20 protein-coding genes and 2 tRNA genes are annotated in these 26,580 nt (G+C 66.7%); 17 read left to right on the top strand and 5 right to left on the bottom strand.

All coding sequences use genetic code 11. The features are described 5' to 3' along the window. Positions 1-85 precede the first annotated feature (85 nt). The 6 genes from J4G12_08160 (at position 86) to J4G12_08135 (ending at position 5,238) form a co-directional block, all read left to right on the top strand. Positions 86-379: a hypothetical protein gene (locus J4G12_08160; GenBank protein ID MCE2455768.1), complete on the top strand. Its 294-nt coding sequence runs from the start codon at positions 86-88 to the stop codon at positions 377-379. After that, positions 376-1,296 carry a hypothetical protein gene (locus J4G12_08155; protein MCE2455767.1) on the top strand — a complete coding sequence of 307 codons (921 nt, stop codon included), beginning with the start codon at positions 376-378 and terminating at the stop codon, positions 1,294-1,296. The genes J4G12_08160 and J4G12_08155 overlap by 4 nt, the downstream gene beginning before the upstream one ends. Positions 1,297-1,609: 313 nt before the next feature. Next, positions 1,610-2,038 (top strand): hypothetical protein, encoded by a 429-nt coding sequence (locus J4G12_08150; protein MCE2455766.1) that lies wholly within the window; start codon positions 1,610-1,612, stop codon positions 2,036-2,038. Positions 2,039-2,132: 94 nt separating this feature from the next. Continuing rightward, complete coding sequence (locus J4G12_08145) at positions 2,133-2,612, top strand: hypothetical protein (protein MCE2455765.1); 480 nt, start codon at positions 2,133-2,135, stop codon at positions 2,610-2,612. A 212-nt stretch (positions 2,613-2,824) separates the two neighbouring features. Further along, positions 2,825-4,030, top strand: a complete 1,206-nt coding sequence (locus J4G12_08140; GenBank protein MCE2455764.1) for a hypothetical protein — start codon at positions 2,825-2,827, stop codon at positions 4,028-4,030. Between the two features lie 536 nt (positions 4,031-4,566). After that, positions 4,567-5,238, top strand: coding sequence for a hypothetical protein (locus J4G12_08135; GenBank protein MCE2455763.1), 672 nt, complete (start codon positions 4,567-4,569; stop codon positions 5,236-5,238). A 24-nt stretch (positions 5,239-5,262) separates the two neighbouring features. On the opposite strand, the gene J4G12_08130 is transcribed toward J4G12_08135, so the two are convergent. Further along, positions 5,263-6,108, bottom strand: coding sequence for a hypothetical protein (locus J4G12_08130; GenBank protein ID MCE2455762.1), 846 nt, complete (start codon positions 6,106-6,108; stop codon positions 5,263-5,265). Positions 6,109-6,477: 369 nt separating this feature from the next. On the opposite strand from J4G12_08130, the gene ligA reads away from it, so the two are divergent. From ligA to J4G12_08100, 6 genes are all read left to right on the top strand, one after another. Next, on the top strand, positions 6,478-8,550 hold the full coding sequence (gene ligA, locus J4G12_08125) for an NAD-dependent DNA ligase LigA (GenBank protein ID MCE2455761.1): 2,073 nt from the start codon (positions 6,478-6,480) through the stop codon (positions 8,548-8,550). After that, the gene (locus J4G12_08120) at positions 8,547-9,512 is read left to right on the top strand and encodes a calcium/sodium antiporter (protein MCE2455760.1); all 966 of its coding nucleotides are present in this window, start codon (positions 8,547-8,549) and stop codon (positions 9,510-9,512) included. The genes ligA and J4G12_08120 overlap by 4 nt, the downstream gene beginning before the upstream one ends. Before the next feature lie 105 nt (positions 9,513-9,617). Continuing rightward, positions 9,618-9,887: a 4a-hydroxytetrahydrobiopterin dehydratase gene (locus J4G12_08115; GenBank protein MCE2455759.1), complete on the top strand. Its 270-nt coding sequence runs from the start codon at positions 9,618-9,620 to the stop codon at positions 9,885-9,887. Between the two features lie 12 nt (positions 9,888-9,899). Next, positions 9,900-10,790, top strand: a complete 891-nt coding sequence (locus tag J4G12_08110) for an enoyl-[acyl-carrier-protein] reductase (protein ID MCE2455758.1) — start codon at positions 9,900-9,902, stop codon at positions 10,788-10,790. A gap of 195 nt (positions 10,791-10,985) precedes the next feature. Then, positions 10,986-11,058, top strand: a tRNA-Glu gene (locus J4G12_08105). Positions 11,059-11,081: 23 nt separating this feature from the next. Beyond that, positions 11,082-11,154: transfer RNA gene (locus J4G12_08100), tRNA-Val, on the top strand. 27 nt (positions 11,155-11,181) lie between these two features. Here J4G12_08100 and J4G12_08095 read toward each other — a convergent pair. Then, positions 11,182-13,263, bottom strand: coding sequence for a 3-isopropylmalate dehydratase (locus J4G12_08095; protein ID MCE2455757.1), 2,082 nt, complete (start codon positions 13,261-13,263; stop codon positions 11,182-11,184). 21 nt (positions 13,264-13,284) lie between these two features. Between J4G12_08095 and J4G12_08090 the strand changes: the two genes are divergently transcribed. The 4 genes from J4G12_08090 to J4G12_08075 all read left to right on the top strand — a co-directional run bounded on the left by J4G12_08090 (position 13,285) and on the right by J4G12_08075 (position 20,227). Continuing rightward, entirely contained in the window at positions 13,285-15,795 is a 2,511-nt protein-coding gene (locus tag J4G12_08090; protein MCE2455756.1) for a penicillin acylase family protein, read from the top strand. 113 nt (positions 15,796-15,908) lie between these two features. After that, positions 15,909-17,372 carry a hypothetical protein gene (locus J4G12_08085; GenBank protein ID MCE2455755.1) on the top strand — a complete coding sequence of 488 codons (1,464 nt, stop codon included), beginning with the start codon at positions 15,909-15,911 and terminating at the stop codon, positions 17,370-17,372. Continuing rightward, the gene (locus tag J4G12_08080) at positions 17,369-19,015 is read left to right on the top strand and encodes a 4Fe-4S dicluster domain-containing protein (protein MCE2455754.1); all 1,647 of its coding nucleotides are present in this window, start codon (positions 17,369-17,371) and stop codon (positions 19,013-19,015) included. Before J4G12_08085 ends, J4G12_08080 begins: the two co-directional genes overlap by 4 nt. Then, entirely contained in the window at positions 19,016-20,227 is a 1,212-nt protein-coding gene (locus tag J4G12_08075) for a hypothetical protein (protein MCE2455753.1), read from the top strand. It begins immediately after the preceding gene. Positions 20,228-20,348: 121 nt separating this feature from the next. Here the strand turns inward: J4G12_08075 and J4G12_08070 are convergent, their stop codons facing one another. Next, a complete protein-coding gene (locus J4G12_08070; GenBank protein ID MCE2455752.1) occupies positions 20,349-21,305 on the bottom strand; it encodes an NUDIX hydrolase in 957 nt (318 codons plus the stop codon). A 35-nt stretch (positions 21,306-21,340) separates the two neighbouring features. Then, entirely contained in the window at positions 21,341-22,945 is a 1,605-nt protein-coding gene (gene ggt / locus J4G12_08065) for a gamma-glutamyltransferase (protein MCE2455751.1), read from the bottom strand. A gap of 256 nt (positions 22,946-23,201) precedes the next feature. On the opposite strand from ggt, the gene lon reads away from it, so the two are divergent. After that, positions 23,202-25,535, top strand: a complete 2,334-nt coding sequence (gene lon / locus J4G12_08060) for an endopeptidase La (GenBank protein MCE2455750.1) — start codon at positions 23,202-23,204, stop codon at positions 25,533-25,535. On the opposite strand, the gene selD is transcribed toward lon, so the two are convergent. Continuing rightward, entirely contained in the window at positions 25,513-26,577 is a 1,065-nt protein-coding gene (gene selD / locus J4G12_08055) for a selenide, water dikinase SelD (GenBank protein MCE2455749.1), read from the bottom strand. The two genes, lon and selD, sit on opposite strands and share 23 nt — an antisense overlap. Positions 26,578-26,580: the final 3 nt, after the last annotated feature.

Genomic DNA, 26,580 nt, shown 5'->3' with positions numbered 1-26,580 from the left:
GGCCCGTTATGTGTAGATCGCTTTCTGTAAATTGTAGCTTACACACATACACGCCGGAATCCTCACTGAAGGAGGACAGCCGACCATGAAATCCCCAATCCGCCCACCCCTCCTGCCGGCGACGATCCTGTTCACCCTTGCTGCCTGCGTCGACAACCCCGACGATTTCGCAGCCCCGGAGCCCCAGTACCAACTGCGGGACAGCGCCGGCATCCAGATCGCCGAAAACTCCCGCCCTCGGGACGACTCGCGGCTCGACTGGCGGATCGGACCGGAGCCGGCGATCTCTATCGGCGTGCGCGGGCGGGCGATGACCCCTACCTGCTCTTCGGCGGACGGGATGCGGCGAAATTGCCGGACGGGCGGAGCGTCGTGGTGAACGCCGGCACCATGGAGCTGCGGGTGTGCGACGCTCTGCGAACTCACCTGACGACCTGGGGCGGAAGGGGCGAAGGGCCGGGAGAGTTTCGCAATCTTGTTCGCGTCGAGATCTTCCCGGGTGACTCGATCGTCGCCTGGGAATGGCCGGCGAAGCGCATGAGCGTGTTCGATTCGCAAGGGAACTTCGTCCGGACCATCCCCCTGGCGAGAAGTCTCCACGATCGCTATGACCTGGGCCCGGCGACTGTCCTGCGCGACGGCACGATTCTGGCGAGCCAGGACCCGATCTCCGTCGATCCCGTCGTGGTTGAACTCTGGGATGGGGACGGAGAGCTTCGGAATTCCCTGGGAACGCACCCGGGTTCGGAGCGACACCTCATGCAATCATTCACCAGAATGAACTTCCCGAAAACCTTCGGCCGGACCCTTGAATTGGGCTCCTGGGGCGAACTCGTCGTCATCGGCGGGACCGACCGCTACGAGATGAAGGCGTTTTCGACGAGCGGCAGGCTGGCGCGGATCGTCCGGCTTGACCTTGAACGGCGCACGCCCACGACAGCTCACCTCGGTGCGTACGTGGATGACTACGTATCCCGGATCGCGAGCGACTCTCAGACGGAGTTATTCATGCAACTCCTCGAGTCCGTGCCGGTAGCCGAGTACCTCCCGGCCTTTTCTTCCATCATGTCCGATGCCATAAACCACCTCTGGGTCGAGGAATACGAAGCCCCCGGAGAAGAGCGCCCGGGCATAATCTGGACCGTCTTCGATCCAGGCGGGCGGGTGCTGGGGTTCGTCGAAACACCAGAACAGTTGGAGATCTACGAGATCGGGAGGGACTACATTCTGGGCAGGGCGGTGAGCGAGGAACTTGGTGTGGAGTCGGTGCAGGTGTGGCCGTTGGAGCGGCGATGATCGCACGCTTTGGCGTCTCGGCCGGTTGCAGTGGTAGAACGGGCCTGAATCCCGTGCTAGAGCTTTCCACCGATTGGCGGAACACTGGGATGCCGGGGAAATCCGTGTCCCGGGTGCACCATTTCCAATCACAATCAAAGGAAGTGGCACATTGACGATCTCGACGCTGAGGTTCCCGGCTGGGGCGGCAGCGCCGTTCCTCACCGGCCGCCCCCGTCGCTCCAAACCGACCCGGCTCGTGGCCGCTGTCTTCTTGGGGGGACTCGTAGCTACAGGCCTACCGGTCGCCCTGGCCGGGGGACAGGAGACACCGGTGCGCGCATTGCGTGCGAGCGTCGAACCCGTCCTCTCCATCGGCCCCGGCCAAGGGGTGGATTCGCCTTACGAACTGTTCCAGGTGGACGGAGCGATGCGTCTTCCCGACGGCGGTGTCGTGGTGATGGTCCGAGGCCACTACGAGGTACGCGGATTCGGACCGGACGGCGCCCACCTGTGGAGTAGGGGGCGTCACGGTGAAGGCCCCGGAGAGTTCAAGTTTCCCGTATTGTTGACCACCTGCTCAAGGGACAACCGGATCGTCATCTACGACCGTTCCCAATACCGGGTGACCATCCTGGACAACGATGGAGAGCTGGTGGACGACTACCTTTTTAATTTCGGTGACCGGACACCCTACCGCCTGATCAAGTGTGCTCCCCGACGCGGCTCCATACGCAGACCAAAGTCAGATGCCGGACCGTGAGGGTCCCTACCGATGGGTTGCGGATATCGTCTACCACGACGGTGAGGGGGCGAGTCCCCGAGTATTTCGCCAGGGGATTCCCGGGGCCGACCGGATGCTGTATTTCGTGCGTGGCGTGCCGTCCAGTGCGTGGCCGCTGACGTGGGGACGCACCCTGTCCATTGCCGCGACCGACGAAGGCGCCTGGATCGGAACGGCCGACAGTCACGAGATCGAACTGGTTGACTGGACAGGAACCACGATCGACCGGATTCGGTGGGACAGCCCCGACCTCGAAGTCACGGACGATCACCTTGACGCCTATCGTGACGAGTTGTACGAGGCGTACCGAAGCGGGGGACGTGACGATTGGGAGCAACGGTTCAATAGTTACTGGGAGACTGAGCGTCCCGCCTTGCCGACCAGGTTCCCCGCCTACGACGACATCATCATCGCCGATGGCTTGATCTGGGTGCGGCACTTTCGCCCACCCGGCCAGACGGAGCAGCACTGGCGGGGCTTCGACGACGATGGAACCCGTGTCGCCACGATGTCCTCCAGGACCTCGGATCCGATTGGGTTCTGGCCGTCCTGACCGGCCCGCTTGGAATTGAGCGGCTGGTCGTCCATCAACTCGAGAGGAACGAGCCATGAGGGAGTTCGCGATGAAGCCCCGCGTCCGTGGATAGTTGAGAACGCATAACCTCCGGAAGGGTCCCGGGTATGGCAGGTGGGACCCGAGCCAGCCGTGTCGATCGGGGCTGGCGAAGGCGAGCACCCCCACATGCTCTACCGAGGGAGAAACCGATGAAGACTCGCATCGTCGCAACGACCTTCCACGCGGTCGCGATGGTCGCGCTTTGCCTGACCCCGCCGGCCACCCGCACGGCGGACGGCCAGACCGTCAGGAACGCGCCGGTCCGCGAAGCGCGCGAGCTACTCCGCCTGGGGGACGCCGTAGAGGTGCCCGACTGGCTCACCTTCGTGTCCGAACCACGCCTTATGCTGGACGGTGCGGGACGACTGTTCGTGGTCCCCGGACGGGACCCGAGGGTGCGGGTTCTGAACCAGGACGGCGATTTCATACGATACATCGGCGGCAGTGGAACGGGACCCGGGGAGTTCGCGTCTCTATACAGGGCGGGCTTTGCCGGGGACACACTCTGGATCCAGGACCAGTTCGCGATGCGGACGTCGTTCTTCGATACAGCCGGCATCCATGTCAGGACCGAGGCGAATACCGGACGCCCCGAGATGGGATCGGGATACGCGCGAAAGATGCCCCTTGCCGGGGGACGGCAGCTGGTCGTCGGACCACCTGGCGAAGCCGCTGGAGGTGAGCGGACCAGGATGGCCGTCGCAATCGGGCCCCGCGACGGTCCCGGGCGCGACACCGTGGCTTCCGTCCTGGAGAGCTCCAGCATGGAGATCGAAGGGGTCGGCAGCTTCGCCCACCGGCTGGTGGTCGCGCCGCCGCGTCACACGCGATTGCCCGATGGAACTGGTGTCCTCGTGGTTGATTGGGCAATCGATGTCCCGGACCGCCTGACCCTCCGGCGCTACGATCTCGATGGCCGGCCAGCCGGCGAAAGCACGCTCGACTTCAAGCTCCGCGAGATCCCCGACGACGTTCGCGAAGCATACATCGACGAGGGCGTTGCCATGGTCAAGCGCACGGCCGAATCGTTGCCTGAAACCGTCGGCGAGCAAGTGCCCGCGAATCTGCGGGGCGCCGTCATCCAGGGATCGATCATTCCCGACCACTACCCCCCGATCGAGAGCTTCTTCGTGACCCGCTCAGGGCAGGTCTGGCTGCGCGTGGCCACCTCCGAGAACGACCGGAGCGAGTGGGTCGTCATTGGGGCGGACGGCTCGCCGGAGTTCCGGGTGAGCGCACCGCCGGGCGTGACCTTCAAGGCTGCCGATGGGGATCGCGTGTGGGGCACCGGAACAACCAATTTGGATATTCCCTACATCGGTCTGTATGACCTGATAACTCCCGAGGGTCGCTGATGGCGCGCGTCGCCAGCGGAGCGGCTTTGCCCCCGTCCCCTCGTCCCCTCCGCCTCGCAGCAGCCGCACTCCTCCTCGCTTCGTGCGCCTCGCCCGACAACCCTTCCTCGACCATCGTTAGCGACAGCGCCGGTGTTATGATCGCCGAGAGTCCCCTCGAAGCCTCGGGCGACCAATGGCGGCTTCAGCTTCCCCCCGTACTCCAGATCGGGCGAAGCGAGGGAGGGGATGACGGACCCGATCTCTTCGGACGCATCATGCAGGTCATACGGCTGTCGAGCGGAGACATCGCCGTGGCAGAAGGCCTGGCGGGCGAGATACGAGTTTTCGACGATGACGGAGGGCATCTACGCACGTTCGGACGACGCGGTGAAGGACCTGGAGAATTCGCAATCCTCTGGACGATTGCGGAATTGCCGGGCGATACGATTGTGGCGATCGATCCTCTGGGCGGGCGGGTTTCCCACTTCACATCCTCTGGAACGTTCGTTCGGTCATTTCCTATTCCCCGGCTTCCGGGGGCGTCTGCACCGAACGTGATTGGCTGGCTCGACGACGGGACCCTGCTCATCGACGCCCGCACTCAATCTCCCTCGCGGGACACCCGCGATCAGTCCACGCACTTCCTGTACGCGGTTGACCGTGATGGCGAGGTTCTGGGGACCCTCGGCGAGTTCGCGGGCCAGCAGCTGGGCCGCAACGGCTATGGAATGGCCTTCGGCGGGCGGGCAGAGTTCGCGGCAGGCGGCAACCTTGCCTGGTATGGCCAATCGAGCCGATTCGAGTTGGTCGGCCATGACCGATCGGGATCCGTACGCAGAATCGTGCGTGTGGACCGGGTCCCGAGGGCAGTGACCCAAGCTGAGATCGACGAATCGCGGGCTGCGGCCGAGGAGAGCCTCCGGGGAATGTCGGGTCCTGCCGTGGAACGAATCCGGGCGACCGAGTTCGCGAGCACCCACCCTGTCCACGGAAGAGTCCTTTCCGACGAAGCAGGCAACTTGTGGGTGGAACGGTATCGAAGCGGCCTGGTCGAGGATTCCGGTGAGCCAGAGTGGGACATCTTCGACGACGAGGGCAGGCTCATTGGCTCTCTGGCGACTCCTGGCGACTTCCGGATCACCTGGATCGGCGCACAGTTCGTCCTCGGAGTGCATTCGGATTCCCTCGGCGTGGAGACGGTCCGGGCGTACGGTTTGGACAGGTGACCGGGCCGTGAGGTTCGGTAGACTCTAGACTCCGCCGCCGCGACGCTTCGCCGGTACCCGGACCTCGCCTCTCACGTCGCTGTGGCGGATCGAGCCGCGACCTCCGTCGCCCTCCACCACGAAATCCCCGGCCACGTCCTCGACCCGGATCGAGCCGCCTCCGTCCTCGGATATGAGAACGCTGCCTCCGATTCCGGAGATGCGGATGGAGCCTGAGCCGTCGTCCACGGTCACGTCCCCGCCCACGTCGGAAAGGGTGATCGAGCCAGAACCGTCCTCGATGTCGACATCGCCTTCCACGGAAGTCACCGTCAGACTGCCGGAGGAGTCTTCTATCCGGACGCTACCGAGGATGCTCTCGGCCTTGATCGAGCCCGAAGCGTCGTCGATCCATAGATCACCGGTGCCGGCGACCTGAATCGAGCCGGAGGCGTCGTTCACATCGACGGGCAGGCCCGTGGGCACCCGGACTTCCACGTCGAGGCTCGCCTTGTCGATGTTGCGCCAGCCGCCTCGCCGGTCGGGATAGTGCGTCTCCAGGATCACTTCGCCGCCACTCGTCGCGAGCGTGACCTCGAGATCGTCGAGCCACTCTTCCCGGGACGCGCACGCCTTCGCCTCGACCTCGATTCGCGAGAGACCTTCCACGCCGACGACCGTCAGCGTACCGGCGGCCGCATCCACATTCAGGGACGACCCGTCGCTCCACACCGCTCGTGTCGCTTCGAACGGACACTCCTGCGAGCTCCCGGCCAAGACCTGTTGGACCTTCTCGAAAGTCTCGCCCGCCTCTCCTCTCGCGTAGTTGGCGATCACCGCCAAGGTTGCCAGGCTCGCGACGGCCATCCCCACCTTCATCATCTTGCTCATGAGCGGTCCTCCGACCAGTTGAAGCTGTTCCGACGGGGCGGATCCTGCCCAAGTCGTCCATCCGCCCGCCAACGAAAATCTTAGCGGCCGAAGACCCGGCTCGGGCGCGCGCGGCCCGCCATCGAGTTTTCGGTCGGGCCATTCTACGAGCGGGACGAGAGACCTGTTTCATATGCGTCGGCGCTGTCGGCGCCTGCCCCATCGGGTCGGAACCCGATCCGACCGAAGCGGGGTAGGGTGAGAGCCTTTTCGCTTCCCTCCCCGTTCCGAGCCGCCTATCCCGAGCGTTGACACATACCGAGAGATGCCGGTAGCGGCTTGCGGTCCGACGGCTGGGAGCCCCACGGGTTCACGGCTTCCCAGCAGCCGTTGACCGAGGAAGCGACTCCACTGTCGACACCGCAGGACCGGTCGGAGGCCGCCGTCTCCGAGAGCTCCGAAGCGTCGGAGAAGGCCGCGCTCGCCTTGGCCTCGGCGCTCCAGAGGGAGCTCCGCCGGCACGGGCGTCTCTATGAGGACGGACGCCCGGCGATAGGGGACGAACGCTACGACGAACTCTTCCAGCTCCTGCGGATGGTCGAGGCCGCCTATCCCGGCGCCGGCGCCGAGAACTCGCCCACCCGGGCGCCGGGAACCGCGGTCGCGGCCGAGTCTTTCGAGACCGCGCGTCACGTCGGCCCGATGCTCTCGCTCGATTCATCGGCGGACGAAGCGGATCTCGCCCGCTTTCACGGACGCATCGGCGAAAAGGTGGAAACTCCGGCCTATTCGGTTCAGCCCAAGCTCGACGGCGTCTCGATCGAGCTCGTCTACGAGGGCGGCGTCTTCGTCCGGGCGGTGACGAGGGGAAACGGTCTGGAAGGTGACGTGGTGACAGCCAACATGCGTCGGGTCTCCGGCCTGCCCCTGCAGCTCTCGTCCGAGAAGATTCCCGTTCCCGAAATGCTCTCGGTGCGCGGCGAAGTGATGATGTACATATCGGACTTCGAACGTTACAACGAAGGGTTGACGAAAGCCGGCGACGAGCCTTATGTCTCGCCTAGGAATTCCGCTGCGGGCGCACTTCGCCAGCTCGATCCGGCGAAGACCCACCGGAGGAACCTCCATGTCTGCGGCTACGACCTGCTCGGGATCACGGGCGGACCCGATTTCACCAGCTACACCGAGGTCCTCGCCGCCCTGGAATCGTGGGGGTTCCGTCTGCCGGAACGCATCGAGCGCCTGGGCGCGGTGGACGAGATAGTCGCGTACCGCAGCCGCATCGAACGGAATCGCGAGAAGCTGGAGTACGAGATCGACGGCATCGTCGTCAAGCTCGACGATCTGGAGGCCAGACGCGAGCTGGGCAGCACCTCGCATCATCCGCGCTGGGCGTTCGCCTACAAGTTCCCGCCCCGAAAGGCGGTCACCTGGGTCAAGGAGATCGAGGTGCAGCTCGGGAGAACGGGGGTCGTCACACCGGTGGCGCATCTCGTCGACACCGTGATCGGCGGCGTCACGGTGAGGAGGGCTTCGCTCCACAACCGCGAGGAGCTCGTCCGTAAGGACATTCGCGTGGGGGATCGGGTCGTGGTTCAGCGGGCCGGCGACGTGATCCCGCAGGTCGTCTCCGTCGTCGAGCGTTCGGAGCCGTTCGTCATGCCGGACAAGTGCCCGTCCTGCGGCGCGGGGATCGTCGAGGACGGTCCCAGGTCGCGGTGCCCCAATCGCTTCGGCTGCGTCGAGCAGCTCAAGGGCCGCCTCCTGCACTACGGCTCGCGGGCTGGGCTCGACATCGAAGGCCTCGGCAAGGAGGTGGCCTCGTCGCTGGTGGACGAGGGACTGGTCGCCACCCTCGCGGACCTCTACGCGCTCACCGCCGAAGAGCTGGAGAAGCTGGAGGGATTCGCCGCGAGGTCGGCGGAAGCGCTGGTCGCGTCTGTCGGGGAGAGCAGAAATCCACCTTTGGACCGTTTCCTCGTCGCCTTGGGCATCCCGGAGGTCGGGGCCGCCGTCGCACGCTCGCTCGCCTTGCAATTCGGGAAGCTCGAGGCGCTCCGGACGGCGGAGGCGGACGAGCTGGAAGAGATGGACGGCATAGGTCCCAAGATGAGCGCCGCGATCACCGGCTTTTTCTCCGAACCCAGGAACGCCGAGGCCATCGACGCGCTCCTCGCCCGGGGCGTGACTCCGGTCTCGTCGGCTCGACCGGCGCTCGGGGCCGTCGTGTTCACCGGCAGGCTTCCCGTGACCCGGACCGAGGCCGGCGCGATCTGGGAATCCACAGGCGGCTCGGTAGCGAGTTCCGTATCGCAGAGGATCGCCTTCCTGGTGGCGGGCGAGGGCGCCGGATCCAAGGCGGCCAAGGCCGCGGCGCTGGGGGTGGAGACCGTCGACTGGGAGGCGTTCCTGGAAAGGGTGGAGCTGGCCCGATCTCGGGGCGAAGCCGAGGAGGCCGGGTGACCACCGACGTCCTGCTTCTGGTCTTCGGAATCGGCAGCCTGTATTACGGCGCCGACTGGCTCGTGCGCGGTTCCGTGCGGCTCGCGGCAACCATGGGCATACCTCCGCTCGTGGTCGGACTCACCGTGGTCGCCTTCGGAACTTCGGCTCCCGAGCTGGTGGCCTGCGCGGTGGCGGTGTGGGAGAACAACCCGGGCATCGCCATCGGTAACGTGATGGGCTCGAACCTGGCCAATATCGGCCTCATACTCGGCCTCACGTCGCTGGTGACCCCGGTCGAGGTGAGTCGGCAGGTGGTACGCAGGGACGCCCCGGCGATGATCCTGGTCACTCTGGCCATCGTCCCCATGGTGATCTGGGACGAGACGCCGATGATCGGACGCATCGACGGAGCCGTCTTTCTGCTGGTGCTGATCCTTTACCTGCTCTACACTTTCTACAACGCGAAGGCCGGGGACACCGCGATCGTCGACGAGGTGAAGGGGATGATCCGAAAGGAGCCCCGGGAACCCGGCGTGCTGATCCGCAACCTCGTCTTCATCCTCATCGGCTCGGCCGGGCTGGTCGTAGGCGGCTACTCCGTCGTCGAGGGAGCCAGAGAGATAGCGGTCGCGCTGGGAGTCTCGGAGGTCGTCATCGGACTCACGCTTGTGGCCGTGGGAACCTCTCTCCCCGAGCTCGCCACCGCGCTCGTGGCCGCAGCGCGCAAGGAGCTCAGCCTGGCGGTGGGCAACGTGGTGGGCTCGAACATCTTCAACTTCGCCGCCATCCTGGGAACCGTCTCGGTGGCGCTGCCCGTCAGCATCGATCGAAGCGTCCTCCGGCGCGAACTTCTGGCCGTGCTCTTCATCTCGCTCGTTCTCTGGGGGATGATGCGCCATCGCTGGAGCATCAGGCGCTGGGAGGCAGCCGCCCTGCTCACGGTGTACCTCCTCCTCGTGGTCGCGCTCCTCAAGGTTTAGAGAGCGGTCAGGTCGGAGGAAAGGTCGAAATGGGGATTTGCGAGCGGAGGTTCGCTAGATTAAGCGGACGATCCACCGCGCCGACGATGATGAGATGATCTCGCCATGACCGACCAGATATCCGCATGGATGCGCACGCGAACCGGATGGCGGCTTGACGACGACCGCCTGCGAAAGACCTTCCGTTTCCCGGACTTCGTTCAGGCCGTCACCTTCGTGAATCGCGTCGCCGACGCTGCGGAGGACATGGATCACCATCCCGACATCGACATCCGCTACTCCGCCGTCCATCTCTCCCTCTGGACCCACACCGCCGGCGGAGTCACGGAGAAGGATCTCGCGCTCGCGGAAGCCGTCGACCTCGCTATCGACTGAGGACCGCCCCCCATGCTACCGATCGACCTGACCGGCAAACGGGCCTTCGTGGCGGGAGTCGCCGACGACCAGGGCTACGGATGGGCCATCTGCCGCGCGCTCGCCGCCGGAGGCGCCTCGGTCTGCGTCGGAACCTGGCCTCCGGCGTTGCGCATCTTCAATGGAAGCCTGAGGAAGGGACGGTTCGACCGCTCCCTGCCCGACGGCGGGAAGATGGAGTTCGAGAAGATCTACGCATTGGACGCCGCGTTCGACACGGACGAAGAGGTTCCCGGGGCGGTCCGCGAAGACAAGCGCTACCGCAGCCTGCAACGCTACTCCATCCAAGGGGTCGCCGACCGGATGCGCGAGGACTTCGGACCGGGAACGCTCGACATCGTCGTGCATTCGCTCGCCAACGGGCCCGAAGTGCGGAATCCCCTCCTCAGAACGAGTCGCGCCGGATACCTCGCCGCGGTGGGAGCTAGCGCCTACTCGCTGGTGAGCATGGTGTCGCGCATGGCGCCCCTGATGAGCAGGGGAGCTGCAGTGGTGTCGCTCTCCTATCTTGCCGCCGAGCGGGTCGTGCCCGGTTACGGCGGAGGGATGAGTTCGGCCAAGGCCGCGCTGGAGAGCGATACGCGCACCCTCGCCTTCGAGGCGGGACGCAGTCGCGGCATCCGGGTCAACTCCATCAGCGCGGGTCCGCTGGGCAGCCGTGCCGCTCGTGCCATCGGAGAGATCGAACGCATGGTCGACTACTACGACGCGAATTCGGCGCTCGGGGGGGCGAACACCGCCGAGGACGTAGCGAACGCCGCCGCCTTCCTCGTATCTCCGCTCGCCGCCGGGATCACCGGCACCGTGCTCCATGTGGACAAGGGCTATCACGCCATGGGGATGCAGGTTGTGCCGCTGCTGTAGGACTGAACCTTGATCGGTCACCTTCGGATTGGCCGCACCTACACGCTCCAAACCTGGAAGTCGTCCCGCGCGATCCAGGCCGCGCCGGCCTCCCGGGAGCGCTTGACACCCACTCCCGGATTCGATAGCTTGCGCGTCCGGTTTCGGGTGGTCGCAGGTCGCGTGCGCGGATCGGCCCTGCCTCATCCGGGCCTTGCCCCCATCGTCTAGTGGTCCAGGATATCTGGTTCTCAGCCAGAAGACCGGGGTTCGAGTCCCCGTGGGGGTATTGGGAGGCCGCGACCTCCCGAGGGTCGCTTAGCTCAGTTGGTAGAGCACTACGCTCACATCGTAGGGGTCGCAGGTTCAAGTCCTGCAGCGACCATCAGGGCGCTTGGCGTTTCGGGTCCGTTCAGACCACGGCCAGCTTCCGTCGCGACACCGGATTGAAGCCGCCCTCCGGCGACCACGCCGTGATCCGCCCTTCGACCGCGCTTGCGGCCACGGAATAGGGCGAAGCCAGGTATAGCTGGCCCGGACCCGACCTTCCCGGGAAGTTGCGGTTCTGCGACGAGACGGCCACCTGGTCCGGGCTCACCGTGACCCCTGGACCCGCCGCGATGCACGCCCCGCAGCCGGGTTCGATGAACTCGGCCCCCGCTCGCCGGAAGAGATCGAGGTAGCCCAGGCGCGAGCAGTAATCGCGCACCTCGACCGAGCCGCACTGGATGTAGGCGCGCACGTCGGGATGCACACCCAGCCCCTCGGCTTCGGCAGCCGCGAAAACCCGGGCGTACATCTCCATGTCCTCCTTCTTGCCGGCGGTGCACGAGCCAGCGTAAGCGATGTCGATGCGCACCGGCTCCGCGCCGAGCTCGTCCATGTAGAGACCGTTGCCGGGATCGTTCGGCAGCGCGACCATGGGGCGGAGCTTGGACGCGTCGATCTCGATGACCTTGACGTACTCGGCGTCGGGATCGCTTCGCACGCCCCCGGCGAGCGCCCGCGCCCGCTCGGGCTCCATGCCGCGCTCCTCCACGAGGAAGTCGACGGTACGCTCGTCGGCGCCGACGATCCCGGTAAAGGCGCCCACCTCGGCCGCCATGTTGGTCATGGTCGCGCGCTCGTCCACGGAAAGGGCCCGCACCGCAGGGCCGGCGTACTCGATCACCTTGCCGATGGCCTCGCCGTCACGCACGTAGGGATGGCGCAGAATCTCCAGCATATAGTCTTTCGCGGTCACGTTCGGCTGCGGTTCGCCGCTGATGACGACCTTGAACGACTCGGGCACCCGTGCCCGCACGTCCCGAGTGATCCACGAGTTGAAGATCGCGGTGGTGCCCACACCGAACGCGAGCGACCCGACGGCCCCCGCATGAGGCGTGTGTGAGTCGGTGCCTATGATCAGCATCCCAGGCTCCGCGTACTCCTCCAGGATTTTCGAGTGGCAAATGGCCTCCGAGCCCAGCGCGTGCCCGGCCTGTTCTCCGTAGAGCTTCACTCCCTGTCGCTCGGCAAAGGCCCGCTGCCTGACCTCGAGCTTGTCGGCGGCCTCGAGCAGCCCCTGCTCCACCCGTTCCTGGCTCATCACCTTGTCGAGGAAGGTGAGGTGGTCGCGGAAAAAGAGGACGGAATCTGGGTCCGCGATGCGCGCCTCCGCTCCGAGCTTCTCCTCGAAGAAGATCGACGCCATCGGGGTCACGTACTCGTGGCTGAAGCGGATGTCGGTGCGGAAAAAGCCCGCATCCCCAGGCTCGACCCAGGGCACGCCCGCCTCCGCGCCCTCCTTGAGCAGGTGGCTGGCAAAGATCTTCTCGGCCACGGTCATCGGACGTCGGCCGGGGGCGTCCGGCTCTTCGCACCGGGTGGCGGGCAAGCTCGCGTCGCCCCGCAGTCTGGCCACGTTGAACTCGAAGAGACCGCCGTACTCGATGATCTGGCGAGTGATCTCGTCCGAGTCCCGGGTGAAGACGCTCAGCGGAATCGGCTCCCTGCGGCGGACGAGTTCCAGCACACCGAAGTCGGTCGTGGTCAGAATGCCCAGGTTCTGACAGTTTTCCTCGTAAATGCGCGCGATGCTCTCGGCGACCACGAGACGGATGCCGGCCTTGAGCTCGGCGTACGGGCTCTGCTCCCTGCTGCTGCCCTTGCCCCGCCGCTTGCCGGCCACCGAACAGACGAAGCCGCCGGCGCGCACCGAGCCGGGCCCGATCGGAAAGACGGTTTCTTCCGTGGCTCGATCCGTGGCCCGCAACCCCAGGTACGGATATCTCCCCAGCTCGTCGTCGTAGAAGAAGCAGATGTAGGCAGGAGTGATCTCGTCCGTCGAAATCTGGTCTCGCAGATGGGGACGAGCCACCTCCGTCGCGAGATCCTCCCCGCCCTCGAGCTGAGCCGCGAGGAGCTGGGCGTCATCCACGAGATAGAGGATGCGACCGGGGAAGAAGGCCGGGTCTGGACGTTTCCGAACATGTATCTTTCGCAGATTGTCCATAATCCCTCCGATCTCGCCTCGTTGATGATTGCTTCGGTCAAATCCCGCAGACTGCGCTGGACGGTCGTCGTGTTCCTCGCTTTGGTCGTGTGCGTCGCGGTGGGGATCCTCGGTACCCGATCCTACCTCGCGCGTTCAATTCAGCCCCGATCGGGAGAGATCGAGATCGCCGCGCTCCGGGCGCCGGTTACCGTCGAGTACGACGAGTGGGCGATTCCGCGCATCACCGCCGAGCACCTGGACGATCTTGTCCGGGCCCAGGGATTCGTGCACGCGTCGGAGCGCCTCTGGCAGATGGAGCTCTTCCAGCTCACGGCCCAGGGACGGCTCTCAGAGGTCTTCGGCGAAGCCGCGGTCGAGGTCGACCGCCTGATGCGCGCGCTCGACATTTGGGGAACGAGCGAACGGGAGCTGGTCACGCTGGACGTCGCGACGATCGTCATGCTCCAGGCCTATGCGGAAGGGGTGAACGCGCGAATGGAGAGCTGGAGCGGGCCGCTGCCGCCCGAGTTTCTCATCCTGGGGATCTCGCCGCAGCGCTGGGAGCCGACGGCCACGATCGCGATAGTCCGTCTCATGGCCCTGGACCTGACCGCGTGGACAACCGATCTGGAATACGTCGCCCAGTTGGCCGAGCTCGACGACGCGCACCGCGAACTTTTGCGACCCTGGCACACCCGCTCGGACCCGACCATGACCCAGACTCCGCTCGACGAGCCGCTCTGGGTGGCGGACGATCTCGGCTCTTGGGATCCACCTGCGGGCTGGTCATCCGCCGAGGCGGCTCCGTCCGACCGGACCCGGGACCTCGAGGTCGAACCCCCGGACGGACTCCACGCCCGAGCCCCGGACACCTTCGACCCCTTGGGGCTGCTCGACGGCATCGGGCTGAACGCCTCCAACTCGTGGGCGCTCGCTCCCGAACGGACCGCCGACGGCCACGCGCTGCTCGCGGGCGACACCCATCTCGGGCTCAGAGCGCCTTCCACTTGGTACCTGAACGCGCTGCGCACCGAGCACGCCGACGACGACGGGGGTCAGCCGGGCATGGACGTCGCGGGACTAAGCATCCCGGGCGCCCCGCTCGTGGTCATCGGCATGAATCCGCATGTGGCCTGGACCTTCACCAACGGTAACATCGACGACTCCGATTTCGTCGTTGAGAGCGTCAGCGCCGACGGATCGAGCTACTTGGAGGGTGACGAGTGGCGCCCCTTCGAGCTCCGCAGGGAGCGGATCGCGGTCAGGGACGCGAATCCCCTTACCCTCACAGTGCGGTCGACGGAGCGCGGACCCGTGATCACCGACCTCTTCCCGACCGCCGATCTCATCCTCTCGCTGGTCTGGACCGGTCTCCGGCCCAAGGGACCGATCAACGCCCTGCTGGCGATGAATCGGGCCGAATCCGTCGACGAGATGCTGGAGGCCAGCGAAGATTTCGCCTCACCTCACCAGAACCTCCTCGTAGCCGGAACGGAGGGGCGCATCGCCTTCCGTCTCGTCGGACACCTCCCCGACCGTCCTCCGGGGGCCGTGGGCGCCATCGCCTTCGAGGAATGGGAGGGGTGGGCCGCGGAGCTTCCGCCGGAAGCGATGCCCGGCGTGGTGGACCCGCCCTCCGGCTATCTGGTCACGGCGAACAACCTGCAGTCGCCGGAGGCCTGGGGAAGGGTGGCCGCGGACTACCCCATACCGGACCGGGCGCGAAGGATCGACGAGGTGGTGGCCAACGCGACGGACTGGGATGTGGCGGAGATGGCGGAGCTCCAGCTCGACACGCGCTCGCTTTTCGCCGCGCGCTACCGGGACCGCGCCGTCGCCGCAGCCCACCGTGCCGGAGAGACGGATCTGGCGGAGCTGATCGGGGGCTGGGATCTGTCGTTGGAGCCCGAGTCGCCGGGCGCCGCTCCCTACTTCGCCTGGCTCTATCGCTTCCGGGCGCTCGTGGTGGCCGACGAGCTGGGCGAGAGCGCCACCTTCCCCGACTACGCCTTCCTCAGGCTCATGGAAGAGGGAGACGAACCCGGGAGCCAGGCTGCGCTCTGGGCGGACGACATCCGCACCGACGCGATCGAAACCGTCGACAGGCTGGAGGAGTTAGCCCTGGAGGCGGCGCTCCCGCTCGCGGAGCGCGCGTGGGGCGAGGTCAGCCGGGAGCGGTCGGAGCACCCGCTGGGAACCGTCGAACTCCTCGACCGCCTCTTGGGCTTCAACATCGGTCCCTACGCCGCGCACGGCGGGCCTTACACCGTTCGCCCCGTGCACCGCTCGACCTGGACCGCGCTCGACTCGACCTCGTGGAGCTATCCGCGCACCAGCACCTCCGGCCAGTCGCAGCGCTTCATCGCCAAGATGGACCCCGCCGGGCCGGCGGGCTACTTCAAGCTCCCCACCGGGCAGTCCGGCAATCCTCTCGACAGGCACTATCGCGACATGGCCCCGGACTGGTCGTCGATCGAGCTCATCGAGCTCTCGCCGGGTCCGTCGACGCAAGCTCCTGCAAGCCGCATTCTGCTCAGAGGAAGGAACTGATTCCCGCCTCACATCTATACCCTCCGCACAGCCTTCAGGACAAGGCCTCCCGAAGACGTTCCAGCGAGATGGTCCACGTACCGCCGGCCCCGTTCATCCCAGCCATCGTTCCCATGATACGTAACGCAAGCGTCGCCGCCCTGCTGGCGGTCATATTCCCGACCTCGGCCGCTCCGGCCCAGGAGGTCGTCGAGCTGCCGGCGCAGGACCGTGCGCTGGAGGCCGATTTCGTGGAGGTCTACAGCGTGGCGATGCCCAAGTCCGACGATCCCGAACCCGAGAGCCCGTTCGGCGATTTCGCGGATTTCACGAAGGAGCTCCAGCTCGCCTTCAACTCTGCCGGAGAGCTCCTCGTCTTCGAAAAGGGGCTTCGGCCGCAGACTGGCCGCATCGTCGTATTCGGGGTGGACGGCGCCGTGGCGCGCGAATTCGGCCGGATGGGCTGGGAACGTGGAGATTTTCGGGCTCCCGTGAACTTCGGGGTCCTCTCCGACGGCAGATCCGTGGTGAAGGACCGGGAGCACAGCGCCTTCCTGGTCTACGCTCCCGACGGGGCCTACGAGCGCATGGTACGTTTCCCGCGGCCGTCCGGCGGGATGCTGACGGGGATGGTGCCGGGGCTGGCGGGGCTGGCGGAGCGGGTCGCGGCCGGACGGGACGGGGCTTTCGTTTACAGGACCGTGCTCAGCGACATGGACATGGACATCGACGAGCAGACCTTTTCCGTGCAGACTCTGAACACCGGACCGACGGGAATCGTCGAACGGGTAGGCCTGGAAGGGAACCGGGTCACGGTGGACACTGCCCTTCGCGCCTGGCGGCCGTCTGAAGGGGAGGCCACGAGCATCGGCGTTCAGATGAACCCGGACATCACGCAGCTGAGCGAAGAAGAGATGGCGTTTGCCGACATGAGCTCGCTCCTGTCCATGGACCGGGCCCAAACCGCCTGGCTCTTCCCTCCGCCGTTCGCTTTCGGGGTCCTGCCGGACAACGGTCTGGCGTACATCGACTCGACCACCTGGGAGGTGAAACTGGTCGACGCCGACGGTCGCCTGAACCGGATAGTCCGACGCCCCCTGACGCCGACACCTGTGACGGAGGAGATGAGGGCCGAGATCGGAACCCGCATCAGAGAGGCGCAGAGCGCGGCCTTGGACGGCATCGAAGAACTCATGCCGTCGGACGCGGCGGCCGTGATGGACGGTCTGTTGGCAGGCCTCACCGACCAGGTCAACCCGGAGTTCTTCCCGGAGGTGCCGGTGCTCTCGGGCCTCGGAGTCGGCTGGGACGGCGCTCTCTGGGTGGTTAGGACCGGCGATCCCTTGTCGATGTTCGAATCGGAGTCCGACTTGGACGCAACCATTATTCCAGGTGGGATCGGCGGACTCTCCGCACCTGCCGGCGGCCCCATCGACATCGTCGGCGCCGACGACACCTACGCCGGCACCCTCCCGGCCGGCACGAAGCTCCCCGACGCCTTCGGTCCGGACGGACTCGCGGCCTGGGTGACGATCGACGCCGACTTGTCCAAAACGATAGTCGTCAGACGCATTCCGGCGGCGCTGCGCCTTCCGTGATACCGCTGGAGCACAGGCCGGCGCTCGCGGGCGGCGGAGTCGTCGAGTCCAAACCCGACTCCGAAGCGGTTCCGCTCGACGTCGCGATCATAGGCGGCGGGCCTGCCGGCCTCGCGGCGGCGGTCGAGCTGGCCCGGCTTTCGCGAACCGCCGCCGAGGCCGGAGAGGCGGGCGGAGAGATCGAGATCGGAGTCCTGGAGAAGGCCGCAGCCATAGGCGAGCACTCGCTCTCCGGCGCGGTGATCGACCCCGGACCTCTCCTCTCGCTCTTCCCCGGCATCTCCCCCGACTCCCTGCCCTTCCGCGGTACCGTCACGCGGGAGTCTACGTATTTCTTGACCGAGGAACGCGCACTGCGGATGCCCGTGCCTCCGACCATGCGCAACCACGGGAACCGCCTCGTTTCCCTCTCCGAGCTGGTGCGCTGGATCGGTGAGCAAGCCGAAGCCATGGGCGTCATGCTCTTTCCCGGCTTCCCGGTCGCCTCGCTGCTGACCTCGGGCAAGGCGGTGATCGGAGCTCGTACCACGCCCTCCGGTCTGGATCGCTCGGGAGCGGCCGGCCCCGGGGCCATGCCGGCGATGGACGTCGCAGCGCGCGTCACCATCGTAGCGGAAGGCGCGCGGGGACCGCTGACGCAGGCATGGCTCGACTGGCAGGGCGTGGGTTCCGCCAATCCGCAGATCTACGCCCTCGGCGTCAAGGAGCTCTGGGAGGCGCCCAGGCCGCTCGACCGGGTCGTTCACACCATGGGCTGGCCGCTGAAGGGTGCCTTCGGCGGTTCCTTCATGTATCCCATGGGCGGCAGGAAGATCTCCCTCGGGCTGGTGGCGGGGCTCGACAGCGCCGACGCCGGCCTGGACGTACACGAACTTCTCCAGAGGATGAAGCTGCACCCGCTCTTCAAGCCCTTTCTCCAAGGCGGCGAACTCCTCGAATGGGGAGCGCGCACGATCCCGGAAGGTGGGTACCACTCGCTCCCGGAACGCCGCCACGGCGCGGGCGCGTTGATCGTGGGCGACGCCGCAGGCTACGTCGAGGTCTCGTCGCTCAAGGGGGTCCACTACGCGGTACTTTCCGGGATCCTCGCCGCAAGGCAGGCGTTCTCGGCGCTCCGTAACGACGACACTTCCGAGGAAGCCCTGGCCGGCTATACGGCCGCCGCAGACGAGAGCGAGATCGGACGCGATCTCCACAAGCGACGCAACATGCGACTCGCCTTCAAGCGCGGGATGGCGCGGGGCGTGATCGGCGCAGGCCTCATGACGCTCACCGGGGGCAGGTTCCCGGGCGGGCGCATCGCGGTGGATGAAGACGCGGCCCATTCCCGACGCCCGCCAACCGAGCGCGAGCCGTTCACGCCCGACGGAGAACTCACCTTCTCTAAGCTCGACGCCGTCTTCCGCTCCGGCAATCGGACCCGGGACGACATCCCCTCCCACCTGGACGTCGGAAACGGACCGGTAGACGCCGAGCACGCCCGCATGCTCGAAGCCCTGTGCCCGGCCGGCGTATACGAGTACCGCGAAGACAAGCTCGTCGTGAACGCGCCCAACTGCGTCGACTGTCGCGCGACGGACGTGCTCGGCCCGCGCTGGAGTCCCCGCGAGGGCGGAACGGGCCCAGCCTACCGGGAGATGTAGATGCCGAGGGCGAACAACTCCACCCGCCGGAGCGTAGGCTCCCCAGTCCGGCTCACAGTCCTGGCCGCGCTTTTCGGCGCGTGCTCCACCGACGACGATCTGCCTCCACTCTCTGTCGAGCGCGACAGCGCCGGTATCACGATCATCGAGTCGTTTGCGCCGGCTTGGGGTGATTCGGCGCACTGGCGGGTCGGTGTGGAGCCCTTGCTCGACTTGGCGGAATCGGGCACGGGCGATGCGCACTACTTCAATCGGGTGGGGGACGTGAGGCGGCTTCCGGATGGCGGCATCGTCGTGGCGAACCGAGGCTCGGACGAGATCCGGAAGTTCTCGGCCGACGGCGACTTCGTCGGTTCGGCGGGAGGCAGCGGCGAGGGTCCGGGCGAGTTCACCAGCCTAGGGCAGATCGAACTCGTCGGCGATTCCTTGCTCGGCATCAACTGGGATGGCCGCATGGCCATGTTCGGAGGCGATCTCGGGCTGGTCCGCACGATGGGGCCCGACCGCTACATCAACAAGGTTCGATACGTGGGCGATGGACTCATGGTTGTCGAAATGTCGGTGCTCGACTACGACGCCGTTGGCTTGGTGCGGTTCCCCACGGTATTGGTGCTCTTCGACCTGGAAAGCACTAACGGCGACACCATCGGCTGGACACCCGGCTGGGAGGAGTACACCAACGACATCCTCAGCGCGGCTCCCCTTTTCAGAAAATCCTCTGTGCTTGACACCCATGGCGACAGGATCTTCGTCGGCTCTTCGGACCACATGCAGATCGAAGAGCTGAACGCGAGCGGCGACACCGTCCGCATCCTTCGGATCCCCGACTTTCCCTTGGCCCTAAACGCAGAGCAGGTTCGGGCGGAGCGGGAGGCCCGCCTCAACGTTCCCCTGCCGCCGGGAGTGTCGGCTCTGCCTCCGTACTACGTTGACGCAATGGAGGACTTGCCGTCACCGGAAACCCGCCCGGCCTACGCCCGGATGCTGGTGGACCCCACCGGCGCGATCTGGCTAAGTCCCTTTCGTGGCATGAGCGAGAGCGGCGGACCGGAACCCTGGCTGGTGCTCGGCCCTGACGGCAACTGGCTCGGAGGTGTCGAGATTCCCGAGGACTTCCGAGTCACGGACATCGGCGTGGACGAGATCCTCGGTATCTGGACGGACGAACTGGACGTGCAGCACCCGCAGGTGCGAGACTTGGCACGCAGTTAGGCCCGCGCCGCTCACGCTGGAGCGCTTCTTCGCCGTGGGTGGCTTGGCGCGCCAGATCGGAGTGAGTATCTCCGGCACGTCGGCGTAGCGCTCGTGCGAGGTTCGCCACGGACTGCCGCCGCTACCGGCGTTCGTAGCGGAAGCGCGCTCCTTCCTTCTCCATTACGAGCTCCGGCATTATCCGCGGAACCGACGCACTGGAAATGGCCTCGACGGCCTTCCGCACATTGCGGTGACCGGCCAGGTTCTCCAGCGTGCGCAACGTCGGGAAGATCATCGGCAGCCGACCTCGAGCGTGGCGAGCGAGCGCCTCGCGCGGAGTCAACCAGAGGGCGTCGGTCATCTCGCGCGAGTCGATGAGCGCCTCCGAGCCGTCCGGGACCCGGGCCGCGAAGAAGCGGGTGTCGTAACGTCTCGGTTCGGCCAGCGGGGTCACCCAGTGCGCGATATACGCGACCGCTTCCAAGTCGACCCGGGCATCGAGAGCGACGAACACGTCGGCGAGCGTGCCGTGGCCGTTCAGGAGGTCCTGCTGGAGCCGGCCGACCCGTGGCGAGTCCGCTCCGGGCGGTACCGGAGCCCCGTCGCTCCGAGCGAGGAGGATGCCGGTCTCCTCGAAGGCCTCCCGGACCGCCGCCATCAGGTAGCCCGAGGCCGGCCGAGGGTCGAGACCGAGTTGACCGGCGAGCTCCGCCATCCGGCACGGATCCGCCAGTTCCGAGAGCTCCCGGGCGGTGTCGGCCTCGTCTACGCGACCGCCCGGAAAGACATAAGCGCCGGGCACGAAGCCCGCCGACCGACTCCTGCGCACGAGCAGCACCTCGGACTCCGGCGCCGTCGCGGCACTCGGTAGCGATCGGCGCTCAGGCGAGCTCCGCCGCAGGCTGCCGGGCGGCGGCGCCCGCTCCACCTCCCGATAGAGCACGACCGTGGCGGCAGGGCGAGGCTCGACCGGCCTGCTCCGCCGCCCGCTGCGTTCCACGAATCCTTCGGGCAGGCGCGAGTACGGAATGAAGCTTCCGTCTCCCGGGTCGCCTTCCCGCCAGGAAGAAGGGTCGGTTCGGCGCTCCGCTCGCACCGGACGGCCTGCTTTCGGGCTCCCTGGTTCGGCGCTCAGTGGCCCGCCGCCATCCCGTCCTTGCGCGGATCCGAACCGGCCGCCCATCCCCGCGGCAGCCGCATCACCGCCTGCGCTCCGCCGAAGGCCGTTTCCAGCGGACTCCGGAGCGTGTGGCCGAGAGCCGCGAGCGCCTCCGCGCCCTCAGGCGTCAGGTTCTCGATCGCGACCTCGGTCCCCGAAAGATGCCGGAAGCGAGGTGCGTCGATGGCTTCCTGGAGATCCATCCCGAACTCGATCACGTTGAGCACCACCTGCACATGCCCCTGAGGCTGCATGGAGCCGCCCATGACGCCGAAGGCCAGCCAGGGTTCGCCCTCTCGGGTGACGAACGCCGGGATGATGGTGTGGAGCGGACGCTTGCGCGGGCCGATCCGGTTTGGGTGTCCTTCTTCGAGCGTGAAACCCGCGCCGCGGTTCTGGAGCACGAGCCCGGTGCCGGGCACCACCACCCGCGATCCGAAGTAGCTGTAGATGGAGTTGATGAACGAGACCATGTTGCCGTGTCGGTCCGCCACGGAGAGGTAGATGGTCTCGGACGCGGTGGCCGGCTCCCCGGGGTCGGGACGGTCCCGGGCGGCTTCCGGATCTATGAGCTCCGCTCGGGCGGCGAGGTACTCCCGGTCGAGAAGCTCGGCGACGACCACGTCCATATGGGCCGGATCCGCCACGTAGCGGGCCAGATCGGCGTGCGCGAGCTTCTTCGCCTCGATCAGGTGATGGAGGTATTCGGGCGTGTTGTGGCCCATCGCGCGCAGATCGAACCCTTCGAGCATGGCCAGCATTTGCAGGGCGGCGATCCCCTGACCGGCCGGAGGCAATTCGTGCAGAACGTACCCCTTGTACCGAACCGAGAGCGGCTCCACCCAGCGGACTTCGTGCTCCCTGAGATCGTCCAGTGTCAGATAACCTCCCAGCGCAGCCAGTCCGTCCACGATCTCGCGCCCCAGATCGCCGCCGTAGAACTCTTCAATGCCGCCCTCGGCGACCCGCCTGAACGTGCGCGCCAGGTCGGGGTTCGCGAACCACTCGCCTGCGGCCGGGGCTTCGCCGTCGATAAGAAATGTGGCCGCAGCTCCGGCATCCCTCCTGAGATGTTCAGCGACTCCCGCCCAGTCGGAAGCGACTATGGGGCTGACCGGAAAGCCCTCCTCGGCGATGCGGACGGCGGGCTCCAGCGCCTCCGCCAAGGTGACCGTGCCGTGTGCGCGCACGAGCGCGTCCCAGCCGGAGAACGCGCCGGGCACCGTCACCGCCTGGGCCCCGCTCCCAGGGACGGCGGTGGCCCCGCCCGCCACGAGGGCGTCCACGTCGATCAGCGAGCCGGAGCGTCCGCTGGCATCGAGTCCGACGAGTCTCTCCTCCGCGGCCACCCAGCCGATGGCGAAGAGGTCGCCCCCCGCTCCGGTCATGTGGGGTTCCACCACGTTGAGGACGGCCGCCGCCGTCACTGCGGCGTCGAACGCGTTGCCCCCGTTCTCGAGCACGCGCAGCGCCGCCCCGGTAGCTAACGGGTGACTGGTAGCGACAGCTCCGCGAGGGGCGTAGACGGTGGATCTGCCCGAGCTCGCGGCCGGGCTCGTGACGGGCGCCGGCGTCACCGAGCCCTCTCCGGCCCCCTCGGACCGACCCGGGAGGGACTCACCGTCGGCAGGAGCGCACGCCGTCAGCGCGAGCAGGAGAAGCCGGCCCACCCCGAACGAGAGCGGGAAGCGGCCCGAGCGAGAGACTCGGCCGGCCAGGACGGGCTCCGGGACCCGGGAGCACACGGACGTATAGGGATCTTGCCAACCCATGTATCTTTAGGGATGAACGATTCGACGCAGCAATATACTCCGACCGATCCCCGGTGAGCCCATGGCGGTGAGTGACACCCTACCCGTTCTTCCGCTCCGCAACACCGTCCTCTTCCCGGGCGTGGCCGTTCCCATCTCGGCGGGCCGGGCCGGAACTGTCGCGGCGGTCCATCTCGCCCTCGAAGGTGATCGGCGCATGCTCGCGCTGGCGCAGACGAAGGACGTGGACTCCATCGATCCGGCCTACTTCCACAAGATGGGCACGACGGTGCGCATCATTCAGACGAGCCGGGCACGCAGCGGACTGCAACTGCTGGTACAGGGCGAGCGTCGGGCCAGGGCGGTCGAGTTCATAGGCGAGGGCGAAACCTGGTCCGCCAAGGTCGAACGCGTCTCGCGCATCCGGCCCGACCCGAACGACGAGGCCTTCCTGGTTCTCGAGAGCGAGCTCCGCGAACGCTCGTCGGAGCTGAGCGTACGCTGGGGTGAGCGGGGAGAAGCCATGGGCCAGGTGCTCAACACGGTGGACGACCCCGGTGCGGCCGCGGATCTGGTCGCCTTTTATCTGACTCTCAAGGCCCCCGAGAAGCAAAAGCTGCTGGAGATGGTGGACGACCACGAACGGCTCCATCACTGCCTGGTCGCGGTGGAGCACGACCTGGCTCGGATCGACGCTCGCGAGGACATCCAGGCACAGGTCCAGTCCGAGCTGGGCGAGCGGCAGCGCGAGGTACTCCTAAGGGAGCAGCTGCGCGCCATTCGCAAGGAGCTGGGCGAAGAGGAGGAGCGCGACGAAGGGGAGGAGATGCGGAAGCGCATCGGTGAACTGGAGCTCGACGATGAACAGCGTTCGGAGGTGGAACGCGAACTCAGACGATTGGAGCGCACGAACCCCCAGTCGGCCGAGTACCAGGTGATCCGCACGTACCTGGAGTGGATCGTGGATCTCCCCTGGAACGAGCGCACCGAAGAGAAGATCGACCTCACCCGCGCCGAGGAGATTCTCCACGAGGATCACTACGGGCTCGAGGAGGTGAAGGACCGCATCCTCGAGTTCCTCGCGGTGCGCAAGCTGCAAGGGGAGCGCGGCAAGGAGGGCGGACGTGGACCGATCCTGCTCTTCGCGGGTCCGCCGGGCGTCGGCAAAACCTCGATAGCGCGCTCGATCGCGCGGGCGCTCGACCGGAAGTACGTGCGGGTGTCGCTGGGCGGAGCCAGGGACGAGGCGGACATCCGCGGCCACCGGCGCACCTATGTGGGCGCAATGCCGGGTCGGGTCATCCAGGGGATGAAGCAGGCGAAATTCAAGAACCCGGTCTTCCTTCTCGACGAGGCCGACAAGCTGGGCGTCTCCTTCCAGGGCGATCCCAGCGCCGCGCTGCTCGAGGTCCTCGACCCGGCCCAGAATTCGACCTTCGTCGACCATTATCTAGGCATCCCCTTCGACCTTTCCGAGGTGCTGTTCATCGCGACCGCCAACCGGCGCGACCGTATTCCGCCCCCTCTTCTGGACCGCATGGAGCTCGTGGAGTTTTCCGGGTACACCGAGGCCGAGAAGCTGGAGATCGCCCGGCGCTACCTCCTGCTGCGCCAGCTCGACGAGAACGGACTCACCGAAGAGCACCTCGATCTCTCGGACGACGCCATCTCGGCGGTGATCAGGGGTTACACCCGGGAGGCCGGGGTCCGCCAATTGGAGCAGCGCATCGGCGCACTCGCGCGCAGGCTGGCCAGGCGGATCGCCGCCGGTGAGATCGAGAGCATGGAGGTGGGCGAGGAGGCGGTGCGCGAGATCCTCGGTCGGCCCAAGGTACACCCCGAGCGGATGGCCGACGAGCCCCGAATCGGGGTCGCCACCGGAATGTTCTACACGCCCATGGGCGGAGACATCATGTTCGTGGAGGTCAGCGTCATGCCCGGCGAAGGCAAGTTGGTTCTGACCGGCCAGCTCGGCGACGTGATGAAGGAATCTGGTCGGGCCGCCCTCTCCTACACGAAGGCGCACGGGGCGAAGCTGGGAGTGGAGGCGGCCGCCCTTAACGGACGCGGAGTGCACATCCACGTGCCCGCGGGGGCGATCCCCAAGGACGGTCCCTCCGCCGGCATCACCATGGCCACGGCGCTCGTCTCAGCGGCCTCGGGCCGGATGGTGCGTCACGATGTGGCCATGACCGGCGAACTGACCCTCACCGGGCGGGTCCTCCCTATCGGCGGGGTCAAGGAGAAGGTGCTGGGCGCGGTCAGGGCCGAGATCCGGGAGGTCATCCTTCCCGAGGCAAACGACGCCGACCTGGAGGACATTCCCGAGGAGGTCCGCTCTCAGCTCACCATCCATCTCGCCCGCACGCTCGACGACGTGCTCGAGGTGGCGCTCATGGAGAAGAAACCCGTATAGTCGCTCGCCCCTCCTTGAGCTCGCCGATCACCGCGGCGGTCGCGCCCGCAGCGGTCAGGTCCGCAAGGCAGGCCTCCAGCGCCGGCGGCGGCACGCACATGAGGATGCCGCCCGAGGTCTGAGCGTCCGCCAGCAGGGTCCGGGTGACTTCGTCGACCGAGGGCGCGAAATCGACGTCAGCGGCCACATCGGCCAGATTGCGCCTGGTGCCCCCGGGAACATGGCCGTCGCGTACGAGCGCTCGCACACCGTCGAGCACGGGTACGGCATCCGCGTCCAGCTCCGCAGCACAACCTGACGCCAGGAGCATCGCCCGCAGATGGCCGAGAAGTCCGTAACCGGTCACGTCGGTGCCGGCGCTCACTCGGTGGGTGCGCATGACCTGGGCGGCGGCGGCATTCAGGGCGCTCATGGTCGCGACTGCGGAAGCGATCACCTCGGCGCTCGCTGCGTTCTTCTTTATGGCCGTGGCGACGATGCCCGATCCGAGCGGCTTGGTGAGAACGAGCCGGTCGCCCGGCCGAGCCCCGGTGTTGGTGACCAGCCGGTCGGGATGCGCCTCCCCGACGGCCACGAGACCGTACTTGGGCTCGGCGTCGTCGATCGAGTGGCCTCCGACGATCGGAACTCCGGCCTGGCGAGCGACCTCGCTTCCTCCCTCCAGAATCCTCTCCAGGATGCCGTCGCCCAGGAGCTCCCTCGGGAATCCCACGAGGTTGAGCGCGAAGAGCGGTCTCGCTCCCATCGCGTAGACGTCGGAGAGAGCGTTCGCCGCAGCGATGCGTCCGTAGTCGTGGGGATCGTCGACGATGGGAGTGAAGAAATCCGCGGTCACCACCAGGGCTCGGTCGGCGGCCAGACGGTAGACGGCGGCGTCGTCGCCCGTGGCGTGAGCCACGAGGACGTTCGGGTCCGTGACGGGAGCGACGTGACGCAGGACCTGCGTCAGCTCGGAGATGCCGAGCTTGCAGGCTCACCCGGCTCCGTGGGAAAGCTGGGAGAGCCTGATCCGCGGACGGGAATCTCTGGGGGTATCCTTCATCTT

The sequence above is a fragment of the Gemmatimonadota bacterium genome (assembly GCA_021295815.1).
Taxonomy (GTDB): domain Bacteria; phylum Gemmatimonadota; class Gemmatimonadetes; order Longimicrobiales; family Gaopeijiaceae; genus JAGWBQ01.
This window is presented reverse-complemented; position numbering and strand designations above follow the sequence as displayed.

Excerpts from the sequence above, each read along its gene's own strand:
- J4G12_08160 (MCE2455768.1), top strand. The coding sequence starts at position 86 with ATGAAATCCCCAATCCGCCCACCCCTCCTGCCGGCGACGATCCTGTTC.
- J4G12_08145 (MCE2455765.1), top strand. The coding sequence starts at position 2,133 with ATGCTGTATTTCGTGCGTGGCGTGCCGTCCAGTGCGTGGCCGCTGACG.
- J4G12_08140 (MCE2455764.1), top strand. The coding sequence starts at position 2,825 with ATGAAGACTCGCATCGTCGCAACGACCTTCCACGCGGTCGCGATGGTC.
- J4G12_08130 (MCE2455762.1), bottom strand. The coding sequence starts at position 6,108 with ATGAGCAAGATGATGAAGGTGGGGATGGCCGTCGCGAGCCTGGCAACC.
- J4G12_08115 (MCE2455759.1), top strand. The coding sequence starts at position 9,618 with ATGACCGACCAGATATCCGCATGGATGCGCACGCGAACCGGATGGCGG.
- J4G12_08110 (MCE2455758.1), top strand. The coding sequence starts at position 9,900 with ATGCTACCGATCGACCTGACCGGCAAACGGGCCTTCGTGGCGGGAGTC.
- J4G12_08095 (MCE2455757.1), bottom strand. The coding sequence starts at position 13,263 with ATGGACAATCTGCGAAAGATACATGTTCGGAAACGTCCAGACCCGGCC.
- J4G12_08085 (MCE2455755.1), top strand. The coding sequence starts at position 15,909 with ATGATACGTAACGCAAGCGTCGCCGCCCTGCTGGCGGTCATATTCCCG.
- J4G12_08075 (MCE2455753.1), top strand. The coding sequence starts at position 19,016 with ATGCCGAGGGCGAACAACTCCACCCGCCGGAGCGTAGGCTCCCCAGTC.
- lon (MCE2455750.1), top strand. The coding sequence starts at position 23,202 with ATGGCGGTGAGTGACACCCTACCCGTTCTTCCGCTCCGCAACACCGTC.